This is a genomic window from Streptomyces sp. NBC_01384, from assembly GCF_045040035.1.
Classification (GTDB): domain Bacteria; phylum Actinomycetota; class Actinomycetes; order Streptomycetales; family Streptomycetaceae; genus Streptomyces.
Window position 1 is genome coordinate 7398306 of sequence record NZ_CP109559.1, and the last position, 15971, is coordinate 7414276.

Genomic DNA, 15971 nt, shown 5'->3' on the forward strand with positions numbered 1-15971 from the left:
CGCCTCTTCGACCTTGCCCCGCAGCCCGGCCAAAAGGGCCTGCTTCGCACGGGAGGCCGCAGCCCAGGCAGGCTGATCGGTGTTCAGCGCACCTTCGTGCGCTTCGGCGAGGGAGGCGGTGGCGCGGTGTCAGTCGCCCAGCCAGACGGCTCCGTTGGCCTCCATGGTCAGCACCTGGGGTAGCAGTCCCAGGCGCTGCTGGCGGCGGAGCAGGTCTATGGCCGGCACGAGGAGGTCGGTGGCGCGCTCGAAGTCTCCGAGAGCGTGGGCGGCCTGACCGAGCAGCCGCAGGTTGTCGGCGTTGCCGGTCAGACCGCAGCGCGGGTGGTTGAGTCGTTCGGTCACCTCGTCGGCCAGCAGGACGGGCTCGGCGGTGGCCAGGGCTGCGATATGCCGGGGATCGTGTCGGGTGTCGGACAGCGCGGTGAGCGCGGTGACGACCCGTTCCCTGTCCTCGGGCCCGCTGTTCTCGCGCCAGCAGCGCTGAGCCGCGTCGAAGAGCAGGGAGAGCGAGGTCTCCGGGGCGTCGGGGTCGATCGTGGCGCATATTTCGGTGATGTCGCCAGGCAGCCCGTGGATGGAGGCCTCCTGCAGCAGGCGGGCCCGCAGACGCAGGGTGGGCGTAAGGGGAGCCGGGGAGGCGGCGGCGAGGAGGTACGCGACCAGGCCGGGACGTCCCAGTTCGGCGGCGAGCTGGGACGCCTTGATCAGGATTCGTCCTCGTTCCTGGGGACTTCCGGCGAGTTCGGCGGCGCGCTGCAGCATGCGTACGGCCTGGAGTGAGTCCCCGCGGTCCACGGCCTGATTGTAGGTCGCTTCGAGTTGCGCGGCGGCACAGGCATGCTGCGGCGCGGTCAGGGCCTGGGCCTGATGCCATGCGTGCCGGTCACTGTGACGGGGCAGCACCTCTGCCAGTGCCGCGTGCGCGCGACGGCGCTGTTGGGCGCCTTCCCGTTGGACGGCGGCGACTGCGGCGATGCTGTGAGGGAAAATCACGGCCGGGCCGGCTGCGATCAGCAGCCCGGCCCGTTCCGCAGGTTCCAGGACGTCCGGTCCGATGGTCGGGTCCGACCTCAGGACCTGGGTCGCCGCCACCACCACGGCAGTCTCCTGACCGCGGTGGAGTGCCGCGACGAGCACGGCGTCTCTGGTCGCGTCCGGCAGGAAGTGAGCAGCCTCCGCCAGGGCGTCCCACAGCCGCGAGGACCTGGGCAACAGTTCCACCAGCAGTCCGGCACCGGGGGCGCGAAGGCCCCTGCGGGTGAGTTCGGTGACGCCGCTCGCCAGTTCGATGGCGGCGAGCGGGTTGCCGTCGGCTGCCGAAGTGATGTCGGGGTGGTCCTGGGCAGGAAGGTCCGGGAACCGATCGGTCAGCAGCTGCCGCACACTACCGTCCGCCAGCGGTTCCAGGTGCCTGGCGGGCAGCCCGGAGGCGATCAGCTCGGCACCGCGGGACGGATGGCAGGCACCGACGACACCCACCCGTCCTCCGGCCTCCGCGGGGTCCTCCCAGGGGCCCGCGATGCGACGGGCGACGAAAGCCAGGACGTCCCGGCTCTGACGGTCGAGGGCGTCCCAGTCGTCCACCACCAGGAGCAGGCCGCGGTCGCGTCCCGCCGTCGTGAGCAGTACCAGGGTCGCCGTCGAGATCGCGAGCATGCCCTGCTCCTGGGGCGCATCACCGGCGAACACCCGCTCCAGCATGGCGCGCCGATCGGCCGGCAGTTGCGGTATGTGGTCCGCCAGCGCCCAGAGTAGACGCTGCAGCCCTGAGAACGCCCAGTTCCGCTCGCCGACCCCCGGTCCGGTGGCCACCACGTGGAGTCCGCTCCTCCGGGCCCCGCGCGCCGTCTCCAGCAGGAGCGACGTCTTGCCCATCCCTGATTCTCCGACGATCAGCAGCGCCGCACCGCCTGCCGGGATGTCGGTGCACAGCCTGTCGAGCGTGTGCAGCATGTCATCGCGCCCGCGTAGGAGTGGCAAGGAAGAATTAAGATGCGCCACGTCGAGCATGGGGACGTCCTCTCCGGTGGATTCGTCGGACACACACCTGCGGGGCCGCCCGCCCGCCGTGCGCGGGACCGAACTGCCCTGGCTCAGCGCATGCCGGCCACCTGACCATCACACCCGAACCGACCACCGGGCGCCATGAAATTCCTATGCAGTTTGCTGCGGCGATCGACTGGCCGTGGCCGGTCGGCGGTTCCCGATTGCGGTGCATGAGGATCACTCAGTCAAGTGACGCAAGCTGGGCAGAGCCGACTCGACGACTCTGGACGTCATCGGACGCGGCACGGCGCGTTCAGCGCATGACGGAGAGAAAGACAGACACCGATGAAGCACGATGACATGGCAGTGGTCCGCGCAGGCTATGAGGCGATCAACACAGGAAACGCGGCGGCAGCCGCTGCGCTCGTCCATCCAGAGATCACTATCCGACAGTCCGAGAAGCTGCCCTGGGGTGGCTCCTACCGTGGGCTGTCCGGATTCGGTGAATTCCTCACGACTGTCAGCGCACACCTCAACAGCAATGTCGAGCCCGAGGTCATCTACCAGGCCGGGGACAGAGTGGTCCAGGTAGGACGCACCCGCGGCACCATCCGCGCCAACGGCAGTCCCTTCGACTCTCGCGAGGTCCACATCCGGCGGGTCAGCGACCGACTGATCAGCGCTCTCGAGATCTACGTCGAGGATGAGGTGTTCCTCTTGGCATTCGGTGCGGGGTCCGCCTGAGATCCGGACACGTGCTCGCCTCAGGGGACTGCCGCCGGCAAGGGGACGCTGCACCACCGAGCCAGCTCCCCACGGGGCAGCGTCCCCTCCTTTCCTTGCGCCCAACCGTCCCGGCGGGTGCCGCAGGTGAGCGAAGAGGTGCAGGAGCACTCGCGCCATCTCCTGAGGCTGCTCCTCGACAAGACGGTCACTCCGGGGGAGGCGGCCGGGGGCGTATGGCCGACGTGGGTGCGCGTGGTGGCTCTCTGGAACAGTGGGGAGCAGCACCACCGAGTCATGACCGAGTGGCGGCACCGAAGGCCGAGGCGTCGGCGCTCGGCCGGTCCAGCCGCTGCGGACTTGTTCGGAGTTTCCGGTCACGGCCCTGTCGGCAGGGGCTCGGCCACCACCGAGCGGCGGTGGCCGAGGGCGTTCACGGTGTGTTGGCCGTGGTAGCTGCCCATACCGCTCTCCCCAACGCCGCCGAAGGGCAGCTCGCTGACGAGGAACTGGGCCATCGGCAGGCCGAAGGTGATGCCGCCGGAGGTGGTCTCGCTGAGCAGACACTCCCGGGTAGCGGCGTCGTCGCTGAAGGCGTACAGGCCAAACGGGGCGGGGCGGGAGTTGATGAAGGAGATCAAGTCCGTGAGCAGTACTCGGAGCGGCTTGAGTCGGATGACCGCGCATGCGGAATGCAGTCCGGGCTCGGGAAGACCGCCCAGCCCGGACCGGGAGAGTGCAGGGTCCTGGTCCGGGCGATGATGAGTCCTGCGCCGGTGTGTCAGGCGAGGAACCCCCGGAGCAGCCTGGCGGTTTCGAGAGGCTGCTCCTCGTAGAGCCAGTGGCCGCAGTCGTCGACGACCACGCCCTGGACGTGCCGTGCGTACTGCCGCACCTGGTCCGCGACGCGTGTGCCGTGGCTCGCTGCCGCGCCGACGGCCAGAACGGGCATCTCAAGGGGCGTCTTGCCGAACTCCGCGTTGTCGGCCACGTCTTGGTCGAACGCGCGGAACCAGGCGAGGCTCGCCCGCAGATGCGCGGGGTCGCTGAGCCGCAGGGCGTACTCGTCCAGCGCGGTCGCGTCGGTCGCCCGGTGCTTCTGGACGGCCTTGGCGCCGATGAACCCTTCGACCCAGGTCCGCTCCCGGCCCGAGATGACGCTCTCGGGTGTGCCTTCTTCCAGGTTGAAGAACCCCCAGTTCCAGGCTCCGGGCCCGGCGGCGGTCAGCGCGGGGGCGCGGTAGATGCTCTCGTCGGGGATCGGCGCCTCGCTGAGCACCAGCCGCCGTACCGTGCCGGGGAACTGCGCGGCGTAGGCGTAGGCGACCATGCTGCCGATGTCGTGGCCGACCAGGCGCACGTCGTCGGCCAGGTTGAGGTGCCGCAACAGAGCGTGCACATCCGCGGCCATGGTCTTCTTGTCGTAGCCGTCGAGGGGTGCGCCGGACCGGCCGGCGCCGCGCAGGCTGGGCGCGATGACGGTGTAGTGCTCGGCGAGGGCGAGCATGACGCCCCGCCACTCGTACCAGGTCTGCGGATAGCCGTGCAGCAGCACCACGGTGGGTCCCTCGCCACCGCGCGCGTACTCGATGTCGATGCCTCCCACCGGGATCACGTGGGTGAGGAAGCCGATCGGCGCCTTGGTGTTCACGCGTGGATCCCGAACGGGCCGAGGACGTCGGAGTCGATGCGGAGCGATTCGAGCAGCGCGGCGGCGTTGTCCACGGTGAAGACGTCGGCCGCGGCCAGGACCCCCAGGTACTTGTCGGTCACCGGGGCGGCGGCGTGCTCGGCTACGGCGGCCAGGTAGGTCTTGAAGATGGCCCAGGCGTTGCCGGACGGCCCGTACTTGGCGAAGTACGGGGTCGGGTCGAGCCCGGTGAGGGCGGCGTGTGTGCTGGCCGTCAGGTCGTCCATGTACTGCTTCTGCGTCTCCGCGTCCGAGCGGTGGCCCAGGCGCCCGAGGTGGCCGCCGACGAGTGTCCGCCAGGGGTAGCTCAGTGCCGTGTCATGGGCCTTGATCCAGCCGGGGATGTCCTGCGAGACCGCGAGTTCCTTGAAGGGGACCCAGCCCGGGTAGACGACGTCGACCAGCATCAGGGTGCGGTAGTCGGGCGCGTACACGTAAATGTTGTCCGGCGAGTGGTTGGGTCCGTGGTACGCCAGTTCCAGGCGCTCGCCGCCGACCTCGACGGTGAGGCGGTCCTCGAAGACGGTGGTGGGCACCGGCCGCTCGGGGTCGGCGTCGCGTCGCAGGAGGCGACGGTTCTCGACATGGGCGATGCGCTCGACGTTCTTGTCCCACAGCCCGGCGGCGCCGATGTGGTCGGCGTGGGAGTGCGAGTAGACCAGGTGTGTGACCCGGTTCGGCAGGCCGAGCGGTCCGGTGACGTCGTCGATGGCGCGCTGCAGGTTGTGGCCGATCGTGGGCGGCGCGTCGACCAGTACCACGCCCTCACGGGTGGCGAGGAACATCGCCTGGTAGCTGCCGTCGGTGACCCAGTACAGGGCGCCGCCGATGCGGCCCACGTAGTAGCCCTTCTCGTTCAGCGCCGGGCCGAAGGCCTGGCTGGGCACGGGGGCGAAGTCGGGCAGCTCGGGGCCGTCGTCGGCCGCGCGGGCGGTGCCGGCGGCCGCATGGGCGGTGCCGGGCAGGGCGCCGCCCAGCACGGTGGCGGCGGCAGGCAGGGACGCGGCCAGTGCGGCACGCTTGAGCAGCGCGCGTCGGGCAGTCCATCCGGAGGCGTCGGCGGTTGTCACGCGAGGTTCCTTTCGGTCGGGGTGCTCGCCGTGGCGGCCACGGTGAGCAGAAGGATCAGGGCGAGCAGAAGGGCCCAGGCGATCCCGGCGTGCAGGGTGAGTGCGCCTCCGCACAGGGCGCCGCAGAGCATCGCGGCGATGGACGTGAGGCGGCGTATGGTGGGCCGGCCCGGGCGGTCGGAGGCGAGCCCGGTGACGGTCAGAGTCAGCACGGTGGTGGTGAGGTCGGGGACGGCCAGCCGGCGGACAACCGCGTTCTGCAGGCCCATCCCGCAACCGAGGAGGATGATCAGCAGGGCGATCGCCCCCGTCGAGTGGTGCCCGAGCGTGGCGGCCGTCACGGCGGCGCCCGACACCAACAGGGCCTGGACGCCTACGATCATCCGGAAGCGCCGCACGGTGTCGTCGGGGCTGCCCGCGATGCGGGCCTCGCCCCATGCCCCCGCCATGAAGGCGCCGATGGCCAGCGCCGAGGCCCACAGGGAGAGGGTCTTGGCCCCCGACAGGGAGAACGCGAAGAAGATCACGTTGCCCGTCATGTTGGCGACGAAGACATGGCCCAGGCCGAGATAGCTGACGGCGTCCACGACGCCGGTCACGAACGTGAGCACGACGAGCAGTGTCGGCAGCGGTCCGTAGGTGTCGGAGCTGCACGGCAGCAGCCGGTCGGATGTACGGAGCAGGACGGCCTTCATGACGTCTCCTCGGCGGCGGGGGTGTGCGGGGCCCGGTGCAGGGCGAGCCGGGTGAGCAGGCCGGCGGCCAGTCCGACCGCGGCGGCGGTCGCTGCCACCCATCCGGGCCAGGGGGTCGGCCCGTAGAAGTCGTCGAGCGACCAGCTCCCGGGGCCTGTGAAGCCGAGCACCACCGCGGCCACCACCAGGAAGCCGGGGTATTCGTAGCCGTCGTGCGGGGCCCAGGGCCCGTTCGGCCATTTGACGGTGACGGCGACGGTCATCACACCCACGGCGGTGGCGACCGCGAGCGGAGTGAGCGCCCCTGCGATGAAGAGGATTCCGGCGGTGATCTGACCACCGCCCGCGGTCAGGGCGGTGAGCGCCCCGCCGCGGAAGCCGTCCTCCCGGAACTCGGCGATGCCGCCCGCCAGACCCTGCCCGCCCAGTCGGAAGCTCACCTTCTGCAGCCCGTGCGCCGCCAGCAGCAGCCCGGTGACGAGCCGGAGGATGAGCAGACCCACAGTCATCGGATGCTCCTCAGCCGAAGCAGGGGTCGTCGAGGGCGGGGACGTCGGCGGCGAGACCGCGCTCGACGCGCCAGCGGCGGTAGCCGGCGGATTCGGCGGCGGCCTGACCCAGCAGCTCGGCCTGCCGGGCCCCGGAGCGCTCCGGGCGGGCGGGCCACGGCGAAGCCTGGTAGCCGCCGAAGTGGGCGATCGGGCTCCACTCGGGCACCACGGCCGGTGCCGGCGCGGCGAGGCCTTCGAACTGGCCCGCCGCGTAGACGATCCGGCCGCCCGCCACGGTGAGCAGTGACTCGATGGCGGGGATCTCGTCTTCCGGGACGGTGAAGTAGTCGTCGCTCAGCACCGCGAGGTCGGCGTAATGACCGGGACTCAGACGGCCCTTGACATCCTCTTCCCCGGTGAGCGCCGCTCCGGCCGACGTGTACATCGCGAGAGCCGTCTCCCGGTCCACCCGGTTGGCGGGCGAGCGCAGCGGCACACCGGCCACGTTGCGCCCGGAGACCAGCCAGTACAGGGCGACCCAGGGGTTGTAGGTGGAGACGCGGGTGGCGTCCGTCCCTGCCGCCACGGTCAGTCCGCGTTCCCGCATCGCGCCCAGCGGCGGGGCCGCGGCGGCGGCCTCGGCGCCGTAGCGATCGCGGAAGGTCTCGCCCTGGTAGGCGAGCCGGTGCTGCACACCGATGGCGCCGCCGAGCGCGGCGACACGGTCCAGGCTCTCGGGGGAGATGGTCTCCGCATGGTCGAAGAGCCAGCGGTTGCCGCTGGGGAAGAGCCCCTCGGCGGCGAGTTTCTCGAAGACGGCGAGGTCGCGGCGGATGGTCTCGTCGTACGTGGCGTGCAGCCGGAAACCCCAGCCGTGCTCCATGAGCAGTCGTACGGCCTTCTCGAACTCACCCTCGTAGGAAGGTAGTTCGGGGCGCGGCTGGGTGAAGTTCTCGAAGTCGGCGGCGGCCCAGGTGAGGTTCTCCCCGGCACCGTTGAAGCGCAGCCAGCCGTCGCCGTCCTCGGGGCGGACCATACCGATCCAGCGGCGCAAATCGTCCACCTCGCCGCCGCGTGTCTGCGGGAAGAGGTGGTAGGCGATGCGCACCGTCAGCTCACCTGCATCGTGCAGGCTGGTCACGGCCGCGTAGCCGCTCGGGAAGTCCTGGAAGCCGCCTGCGGCGTCGATGAGCGAGGTCAGGCCGAAGCGGTTCAGCTCGTGGAGGAACTGCCGGGTGGACTCCCGCTGGCCCTCGGGGTCCAGGACCGGGGCCTTGGCGATCGTGGAGTAGAGCAGCAGCGCGCTGGGAGAGGCGATCAGCATGCCGGTGGGTTCGCCGTCGTGGCCGCGGACGATCTGGCCACCGGGCGGCGCCGCGGTCTCCCGGGTGATCCCGGCCGCCTTCAGCGCGGCACGGTTGAGGATGGCCGCCTGGTAGAGGTGCGTCACGATTACCGGCGTGTCCGGGGCGGCCTCGTTCAGCTCGGCCGGGGTGGGCATCCGGCGCTCGACGAACGACTCCACGCTCCACCCGCCGGCCACGCGTACCCATTGGCCCTGGGGAGTCCGGGCGGCCTGCTCGCGCAGCATCGCGAGCGCCTGCCGCAACGAGCGTACGCCGTCCCAGCGCAGCTCGAGGGTGTAGTGCAGGCCTCCGCGGACCACATGGTTGTGCGAGTCGTTCAGCCCTGGCACCACGCGGCGACCCATGGCATCCACGACCACGGTCTCCGATCCGATGAGACCCGCGACGTCGGCGTCTTGGCCGACGGCGTCTATGACGCCGGCAGTGGCCGCCAGCGCGGTGGCGAAGGGGCGCCGGTCATCGCCCGTGAAGATCTTCGCGTTCCGTACGACGAGGTCGGCCGGCCGCGCGGGCGTCCCGGCGACGAGACCTGCGACGGGCATGGATGTCATCTCTGGCTCCACTCAGCGTCAGCTCCTGCCGCAGCTGGTGCGGCCTGGGCTGCCACGCTAAGTTCGAAGCAATTACCCTGACTTGAGTCATGTGACTGCACCGGATCGGCGTGCGTGACGTAGGTGCTCGGATCGTCATGCCGCAGCCGTATCCCACCGGCGACGGCCCCCGTTCCCGTGTTCGGTGGCAATGACCGGCCGGTCCGCGACGCGCAAGGCGCACGTTCCACAGCGGTGCCCGCGTGCCGGCGCATGAACCTAGCCATGGTCCGCAGTGCGACGGAGGTGCTGGACATGCACTGTCGACCGGCCTTCGCCGGCCTCGTCCAAAGTCCATGGCCTCGCGGAGGCGGGTCAGTGGTGCTGGTCGTGGAACTTCGCGATGTGCTGGACGCAGGCCCCGGGCTTGCGTTGAGCACCGGGCCGTGTCCCTACTGATCTCTTCGGAGTGTTGTCGGGTGGTGAAGTGTGCTGATCCCTGCGGTAGGCCGGTGGTATGCGGTACGCGCAGGGTGGCGGACTGACCACCGAACGGCCGAGGTTGCGTGAGCGGAGGCGGTACGAGGCCGGTGAGCGGTTCGCTCGTGGCGAGAAGACCACGGTGATCGCGAAGGATCTGTGGGTGAGCGATCGGCCGGTGGAACGCTGGCGGCGTGCATGGCGGGAGGGCGGGATTGAAGTTCCCCCTGGCCTTTCCCCCAAGGCCGGGTAGTTAGCGTTCCCGCAGGTCACGCAAGGGAGTTGATCGGCTCTTGCGTAGCGGCTGTGTAGATGCCAGGGCCGTGCTTTCGGAGGTGGCCGTCCTTGGTCCAGCGGGAGAGTTGTCTGTACATGGTGCCGAGGGTGATGTCGCCGAGGCGCTGGGCGAGTTCGCGGGCGGGCCAGCGGCGTTCGGGGTCGGCCCGGAGGAGTTCCAGGACCCGTTCCCGGCGGCTGTGTGGTGACCGGTGAGTGTGCCGGTCGTCTCGTGAGACGTCGGGCAGGGGGCGTTCTTCGACTGCGGGTGCGAGGACGGTGATGTCGAGGTCGGTGACGGTGCGGCTGGTGTCGGGCCTGCCGTCCTCGAGGCGCTCGCTGTAGCGGGTGACCGGTGATCTGACCTTGCGGGTGCTGACCCGGGTCCGCCGGGGCGGGAGCAGGGCGGCCAGGACCCGGCGTTTGATGAGACCGACCGGCTCGGTGGCCGTGGGGATGACGTCGGCGGCCTGGACGACCTGGTCACGGGCGGTCTGGAGGGCGATGGTGAACCCGCAGCGGTCGGGATCGGTGCCCGGGGCGGATTCGGCAGCATCGACCATGACCGTCCGTAGTGCTTGGTAGAGCGCCAGCAGCGCCCACATCTCCTGCTCGATGCCGACCGGGTCGCCCGAGCGCAGCAGGCGTCCGTTCATGATTGTGTGGCGGAGTGCGTAGTACGCCGATTCGTGTTCCCACCGCTCATGATAGAGGTCGACCAGAGCGGTCGCCGGGTAGCGGCGGGCATCGGTCAAGGTCGTGACCAGCCGGTAGGACCCGGTGAAGACGGTGCCGTCCGCGCAGGTCACCGTGATCTGCGCGTCGATGACCCGTACCCTCACCGTGCCGATCACCGACAGGTACGAGCCGTCCAGGAGACGGGACAGGACCGGTGTGCGCCGGTTGCTGCGGAGCCGGCCCAGGACCTGGGCACGGGTGGCGGTCACCGCGGCGAGGAAGTCGTTGCCGTCGAACCCCTTGTCCCACAGTACGAGCATGTCCGGCCTCAGCAGGTGCAGCAGACGGCCGGCATAGCTCGTCTCGCCCTCGGCGGTAGGGCCGAACACCGCGCCGATCACGGCCCGGGTGCCGGTCTCGACCAGCGTCATCAACTCCAGCGTCGGATAACCATGATGGGCGGTCCTGCCCAGCCAGGAACGGTTCCGCTCGGAGTCGGAGACCCTCTGCGAACTGCAGCCGTCGAACGACACCGTCCGGTATGGCCCGAACCGCACCCCCGGCGTTGTCGGTTGGGCCAGCGGCCCGGCCAGCACTTCGAACAACGCTCGCACCGGCGCGCTACCGAGTCTCCGGCGCAGGTCACGCAACGCCTTCGCGGTCGGACAGACGACCGGCATCCCGGACAGGCCGGCGGTCAGCTTGTCCCAGACCAGCTGGTAGCCGACCTCGGGGAACAGGCACATCGCGAGCAGGAAGTAGACCCCGACCCGCGATGGCAGATCGCGCAGCCGCCGCTGCACGGTCCTTGTCTCCGACAAGACCGCATCGACGAGCTCGAACGGCACGATCGCCGTCAGCTCACCCAGATGGCCGGGCGCGAACCTCCCCGCGGCCACAGTGACCGTACGGGTGATGGTCGTCAGCGCGGACGGCAGGACACAATGAAAGGGCAACGGAGCTCCTTGCGGGACAAGCTGTCTTGGACGACTGCCTGTACCAACGAGCTCCGTTGCTCTACACCGGAAACCCGTCAACACCCCTTGCGTGACCTGCGAAAACGCTAACTACCCGGCCTTGGGGTCAGGGCCCGCCCGCCCCCACCGAGCGCTCAGCCGTCCTGGTCGAGAGCTTTCAGGAGTTCGTGCACCGTGCGGGTGTCCGTTCCGGCGTGGGCCTCAGGACGGCGCCCGGACTGACGCAGTGCCGACTCCCAGCAGTGGCGGGCCTGAGGGACGTCCCCCAGAGCCGCGTAGGTGTGGCCAAGGTTGACCCATACTTCGTACTCGTGGAGGCTGCCGACGTGTTTGAGCTCGTTGTGGAACAGATGCAGCGCCGCCAGAAAGGCCTGCCGGGCGCGGTCGTAGTGCCCCAGGTGATGGTTCGCTCGCCCGAGCATGTCCAGCAGACCTGCCCGCTCGACATGGTGGTCTGCATCCGCGCTCTCCAACGCGAGGGTGGCCTCCCGCATGGCGTCCTCGTAGGCGGCATTGTTCAGCAGGCTCCCCACCAGTGTCCTGCTTGAATCGCACAGGCCCACCTTGTTCCCCGTTTGCCGGAAGAGGGCCATTGCGATCTGGCAGTGATCGACTGCCTCCGGCCGCTTTTGCAGGTAGTACAGCAGGCCGAGAGTCTGGTGCCGCCGAGCGAGGTCGCCCAGGTGTGGGTCGCGTGCGGACGAAACCTTCGCCAGTCCGCGTTCCAAAACGGCTCGCGTCTCATCCAGTTGCTGGGGGGACAGCATTTGGTACAGCGGAGTGGTTGCCTCCTGCGGCAGCTCTGCCAGGGAGGCGGCGCGGGTTGCTCGCACGGCCTCTTCGGCTCGTGGGGCGTATCCGCCCTGAGGCGCGTGCCCCGCGAGGGTCCAGTTCAGCAGTGTGGCCTCCCGCAACCTGGCGGCGTGCACGAGCATGCGATGGACGCCGTACAGGGCGGGGAGCTCGGACGTGATCCAGTCGCGGGCCTCCGTGTCCCATGTGAATACGCGGGCTACTGTGCCCTCAACGGGCGGCACCGTCGGGCGGTAGAGCGCAGAGAAGCCGCCGAGTTGGCGATCGGCATCATCCATGGTGTGGCGGTAGTGGTCGGCAAGCCGGGAGAAGGCATGGGCGCGGTCAGCCTCGCTGTCGTGGAACCGCGCGAGTTCTTCTGCATAAGCCCGAACCAGGTCGTGCAACTCGTACCGTCCGCAAGGTGTTTCGGCGACCAGATGTGCGCAAGCCAGTTCGCGCAGCCCACTTCGCGCCTCGGCCGCCGATATCCCGCAGAGCGAAGCCGCCGCGGCTACCGAAATTGCCAGGCCAGGGTGAAGCGACAGCAATCGGAAGAGGTGCGCGATGTTTGGGGGGAGGTGAGAATAGGACCAGGAAAACACCGTGCGGACGTCGGTCGTACGGTCCCTGGTAGCGAAGGCGGCCAGAGTACCTGCGTCCTCACGTAGTTCCCGTACTACGTTTGTCAGCGAGCGAGGACTGCTCTGGACCCGCGCTCCGAGCAGCGCGATGGCCAGCGGTAGCCGTCCGCACAGTTCGACCAGCTCGGCCGACGCCTTGGGCTCCTTCGCCACCCTTGTGGCGCCGATTCGGGCGGCCAGTGCCTGTAGCGCCTCCTCCTGCGACCAGATGTCCAGGTTGACGGGCACCGCGCCGTCCCGCACCAGGAGGCTCTCCAGCCGATTCCGGGAGGTGACGATGGCCAGGCTGCTGCTTGACGGGGCAGGCAGCAGCAGCCGGACCTGCTCGCTGTCGCGTGCGTTGTCCAGCAGTACCAGGACCTTTCGGCCAACCAATCGTCGTTGATACAACGCCGCGCGTTCCTCGGCCGTGGTGGGCATCGCTTCCTCGCTCAGACCGAGCGCTTGAAGGAACCCGCCGAGCGCCACACTCGTATCCATGGCGTCCTGGTCGGGGTCGAATCCCCGCAGGTTTACGTACAGTTGCCCGTCCGGGTAGCGGTCTGCGAGCTGATGGGCCAGATGAACGGCCAGGGTTGTTTTGCCCACCCCAGGCATGCCCCAGATGGCGCCGACACACCCATACCGCGGGGCTGCGTCCTGTTCGGCCAACGCCGCTAGCGCCATGGCCAGTTCCTCACCATGTCCGGAGAAGACGCGGAGGTCTGCGGGAAGTTGAAGGGGGAGACCGGCGGGAGCATGTTGCTGAGTCGTGCGCGCGGCCTGAAGCAGCAGGGCCCGCTGGGGAAGGCCGAGATCGAGGGCGGTCACCAGCCGGTCGAGCGTCTTCGGCCGTGGCGTGCTGCGGCCGCGTTCCAACTCACTGATCGCGCGCGCGCTGACACCCGATATTTGACCCAGGCCCTCCAAGGTCAAGCCCGCCTGTTGCCGTGTCTCACGCAACAGCTCGGCGAAGGAAGCGGAGCTCACGGCGGATTGCTTGTCCATCGAGGATCCTCGGAAGTAACCAGGATGCGGGAGCCCTGAGCATCGTCAGTCCCCCCGCTCACGCGTGGATGCCGGCCGTACTGGGGGACATCCGGAGTGGGGAAGAGGCGAACACGCGAAATAATCCGGTCGTCGATCGGAGCCTGGTGATCAAAGCGGCTCCGTAGTCCAAGTGGGCAGGCGAAGCCGGGTAGTAGCCGAGTCCTTCCGATGCTCGCACATCGCGCAGCCTACAGTCGGGATGCCGGGGCTGTCCCGGTTCGATGCGGGCCGCGCTCCCCACGGAAGTTGCTGCCACACACTCAGGCGGCATGCATGCCGAGTGAGGCGAGGACGACTCTCTCTCCGGGGGCGAGCGGGGTCCGGCCGTGTACGGTCTTTCGCGCATGGAACCAGACCGCCTCGCCAAAGCTCAGGTCGCGGGACCACAACCCGCCATCGGCGTCGAAGAAGTAGGTGGCCGTGGATTTTCCACCGTCGACTCTGGTCCTGCCCAGGCAGAGCAGGAAATTGAACTGAAAGTTTTCGTGCGTGTCGAAGTGGGCTGGACACGTGTCGCCAGCTTCGTAATAGAGGAAGACGAGTTGGAGCGCAGCGTCCATGGGGATTCCCGACTGCTTCTCGCACCAGTCGATCACGCCGAAGTCACGGAACCGGTCCAGTGTCTCGTCCGTGCTCATTGCCACTCGATGGCCGTCCGTGTTGCCGGATCGGGCTTCAGCGGTGACCGCGTCGTCGAGGAGCAGCTTGAGGAGTTCCTCGGACAGCACACCCTCCGGCACCAGCACCGGATCAAACAGCATCTCGGGCGCCGCCTCACGGGCCGCTGTCTCGGCGATCAGGCGCTGAGGGGTTCCCTGCGGCGCAACCCATCCCTTGGGAGTCGTGTGCGGCAGCATGGCCGACCACAATTGGGATCGCCTGCGGGCGTCGCTGGTCTCGGGCATGTCATCGCTCCATACTCAGCCGCACTACCGCAGCACTGAGATTCTGCCGTGCGCGTCCGCGCTTTCCGATGCTGGCCCTTCCAAGATCGGTATGTCGTCGGGGGGTTGTCAACGGACGTCGTTGACCTTCACGGTGTCTCTCTCGGCGGCCCGTGGACCGAGAGGGAACCGCCGTTTGTCAACGTTTGACGGTTATGCTCCCGTGAGACTCCGAGCCATCGACCGAGAGGTGTACCGAGGAGCCGAGGGGGCGCCATTGACGTGGCGACGGGCGGGCCAGCTTGATGGGATCGTGCAATGTTGCGGCTAGGGCGGGCGGGCAGTCCGCCGCAGGACAGTCCGCTCCCGCCCAATCTCGGTCGTTCTGTGGCGTCCCCTGACGCAGCTGCCCGGCAGAATGGACCCACACGGAGCTCCCATGCGTTTTCGCGCGCTCACGCGACTCGTTCCTGACCCCCAGAGTTTCACCAACGCACCGCCTTCGGCTCCCGTTATTTGGCACATGCCCCTGGGGCCCCTGGTGGATCTGCTCGACCTCGACGGCGTCGACGAACTACTCAACAGTGGGATCAGGCGCAAGGGCCGGGTCCGGATGCTGCGGGACGGGGCGGCCGTGGATCCGGCGGAGTTCACCTGGGGAGAGGGCGCCCACCGGGCACCGGACGAGGTCCGGCCGTCCGCCGTCGGCCGCCTGCTGCGCGCTGGCGCGACTCTGGCGCTCAATGACCTGCAGAAGGCGTGGACGCCGCTTCGGGAGCTGTGCGGATCCCTCGCGCACGAACTGGGCATCACCGTGGACGCGGCCGCGTTTCTCACTCCGGCAGGTAAGGCCGGCTTCGACTACCACCACGACGGTATGCCCGTGATGATTGCGCAGACCGTCGGCAGCAAGACCTGGCGGTTGCAGCCGCCGGTCGTCGCCGACCCCCTGCCGCACGAGATCGCCGTCGCGGACGAGGACCTGGAGCGAATCAAGAAGACCCCGCCAGTGTTTCAGGCCACCCTGTACCCAGGAGATGTGCTGTGGATACCCACTGGGTGGATGCATAGCGGCGTGGCCACCGACGAGCCGTCCCTGCATGTGTCGTTCGTCTTCAGGACCGTGACGCGGTACTGGATCGCCACCGAGGTCGTCTCGTATCTGGAGCAGTGCTTGACCGGCGACGACGCGCTGCGGGGCGAACTGCCGTGGACTGGCGCAAAGAACAGGGAGACGTTGGCGGCCATTGTCGCTGAGATTGTCGAGGAGGTCGCCGATTATCTCACCCGGCTCGACAGTGCGGCCGTCGTCGGCCAGGTCAGGGAGCGGCTGCGAGCCCGGGCGAATGAGGCGGTGCGCACCCCGGCCGGGTCCCTGCGAGCATCCACGGTCGGCGTGGACACTGCGGTGGCGCTCGCGGCGTCTTCGATCCACGGCGTGGACCTGCGGGACGACGGCGGTCTGATCATTGAGATGCGAGATTCCCGTGTGGCCGTCGGCGCCCCGGCGGCGGCGTTCATCGCATCCCGCTGGGCCGAAGGCATGGCCGAGCCATGGTGCGCGCGCGACCTGGCGCCCGCCCTCGGCGAGCAGCAGGCGGTAGACCTCGTCCGCCGACTGCTGCGCTCCGATGCTCTGAGCCTCGCCTGATGCGG

General features: G+C 69.0%; 13 protein-coding genes. 3 read left to right on the forward strand and 10 right to left on the reverse strand.

All coding sequences use genetic code 11. The features are described 5' to 3' along the window. Nucleotides 1-129 precede the first annotated feature (129 nt). A complete protein-coding gene (locus OG747_RS33785; RefSeq protein WP_405883147.1) occupies nt 130-2013 on the reverse strand; it encodes an AAA family ATPase in 1884 nt (627 codons plus the stop codon). A gap of 321 nt (nt 2014-2334) precedes the next feature. Between OG747_RS33785 and OG747_RS33790 the strand changes: the two genes are divergently transcribed. Continuing rightward, nucleotides 2335-2733 (forward strand): nuclear transport factor 2 family protein, encoded by a 399-nt coding sequence (locus OG747_RS33790; protein ID WP_405883148.1) that lies wholly within the window; start codon nt 2335-2337, stop codon nt 2731-2733. 356 nt (nt 2734-3089) lie between these two features. On the opposite strand, the gene OG747_RS33795 is transcribed toward OG747_RS33790, so the two are convergent. The 6 genes from OG747_RS33795 to OG747_RS33820 form a co-directional block, all read right to left on the reverse strand. Continuing rightward, entirely contained in the window at nt 3090-3353 is a 264-nt protein-coding gene (locus tag OG747_RS33795; RefSeq protein ID WP_405883149.1) for a hypothetical protein, read from the reverse strand. Between the two features lie 140 nt (nt 3354-3493). Next, nucleotides 3494-4363, reverse strand: coding sequence for an alpha/beta fold hydrolase (locus OG747_RS33800; protein ID WP_405883150.1), 870 nt, complete (start codon nt 4361-4363; stop codon nt 3494-3496). Further along, nucleotides 4360-5472 carry an MBL fold metallo-hydrolase gene (locus OG747_RS33805; protein ID WP_405883151.1) on the reverse strand — a complete coding sequence of 371 codons (1113 nt, stop codon included), beginning with the start codon at nt 5470-5472 and terminating at the stop codon, nt 4360-4362. Before OG747_RS33805 ends, OG747_RS33800 begins: the two co-directional genes overlap by 4 nt. Continuing rightward, nucleotides 5469-6167: a YoaK family protein gene (locus OG747_RS33810; RefSeq protein ID WP_405883152.1), complete on the reverse strand. Its 699-nt coding sequence runs from the start codon at nt 6165-6167 to the stop codon at nt 5469-5471. Before OG747_RS33810 ends, OG747_RS33805 begins: the two co-directional genes overlap by 4 nt. After that, complete coding sequence (locus OG747_RS33815; protein ID WP_405883153.1) at nt 6164-6676, reverse strand: DoxX family protein; 513 nt, start codon at nt 6674-6676, stop codon at nt 6164-6166. The genes OG747_RS33810 and OG747_RS33815 overlap by 4 nt, the downstream gene beginning before the upstream one ends. Nucleotides 6677-6686: 10 nt before the next feature. Then, entirely contained in the window at nt 6687-8576 is a 1890-nt protein-coding gene (locus OG747_RS33820) for an amidohydrolase (protein WP_405883154.1), read from the reverse strand. A gap of 496 nt (nt 8577-9072) precedes the next feature. Between OG747_RS33820 and OG747_RS33825 the strand changes: the two genes are divergently transcribed. Continuing rightward, nucleotides 9073-9288: a helix-turn-helix domain-containing protein gene (locus OG747_RS33825; protein WP_405883155.1), complete on the forward strand. Its 216-nt coding sequence runs from the start codon at nt 9073-9075 to the stop codon at nt 9286-9288. A 16-nt stretch (nt 9289-9304) separates the two neighbouring features. On the opposite strand, the gene OG747_RS33830 is transcribed toward OG747_RS33825, so the two are convergent. The 3 genes from OG747_RS33830 to OG747_RS33840 form a co-directional block, all read right to left on the reverse strand. After that, nucleotides 9305-10945 carry an IS4 family transposase gene (locus tag OG747_RS33830; RefSeq protein WP_405883156.1) on the reverse strand — a complete coding sequence of 547 codons (1641 nt, stop codon included), beginning with the start codon at nt 10943-10945 and terminating at the stop codon, nt 9305-9307. A 155-nt stretch (nt 10946-11100) separates the two neighbouring features. Beyond that, a complete protein-coding gene (locus tag OG747_RS33835; RefSeq protein ID WP_405883157.1) occupies nt 11101-13389 on the reverse strand; it encodes an ATP-binding protein in 2289 nt (762 codons plus the stop codon). Between the two features lie 302 nt (nt 13390-13691). Further along, nucleotides 13692-14336, reverse strand: a complete 645-nt coding sequence (locus OG747_RS33840; protein ID WP_405883158.1) for a hypothetical protein — start codon at nt 14334-14336, stop codon at nt 13692-13694. A gap of 502 nt (nt 14337-14838) precedes the next feature. Between OG747_RS33840 and OG747_RS33845 the strand changes: the two genes are divergently transcribed. After that, nucleotides 14839-15966, forward strand: a complete 1128-nt coding sequence (locus tag OG747_RS33845) for a JmjC domain-containing protein (protein WP_405883159.1) — start codon at nt 14839-14841, stop codon at nt 15964-15966. Nucleotides 15967-15971 lie beyond the last annotated feature (5 nt).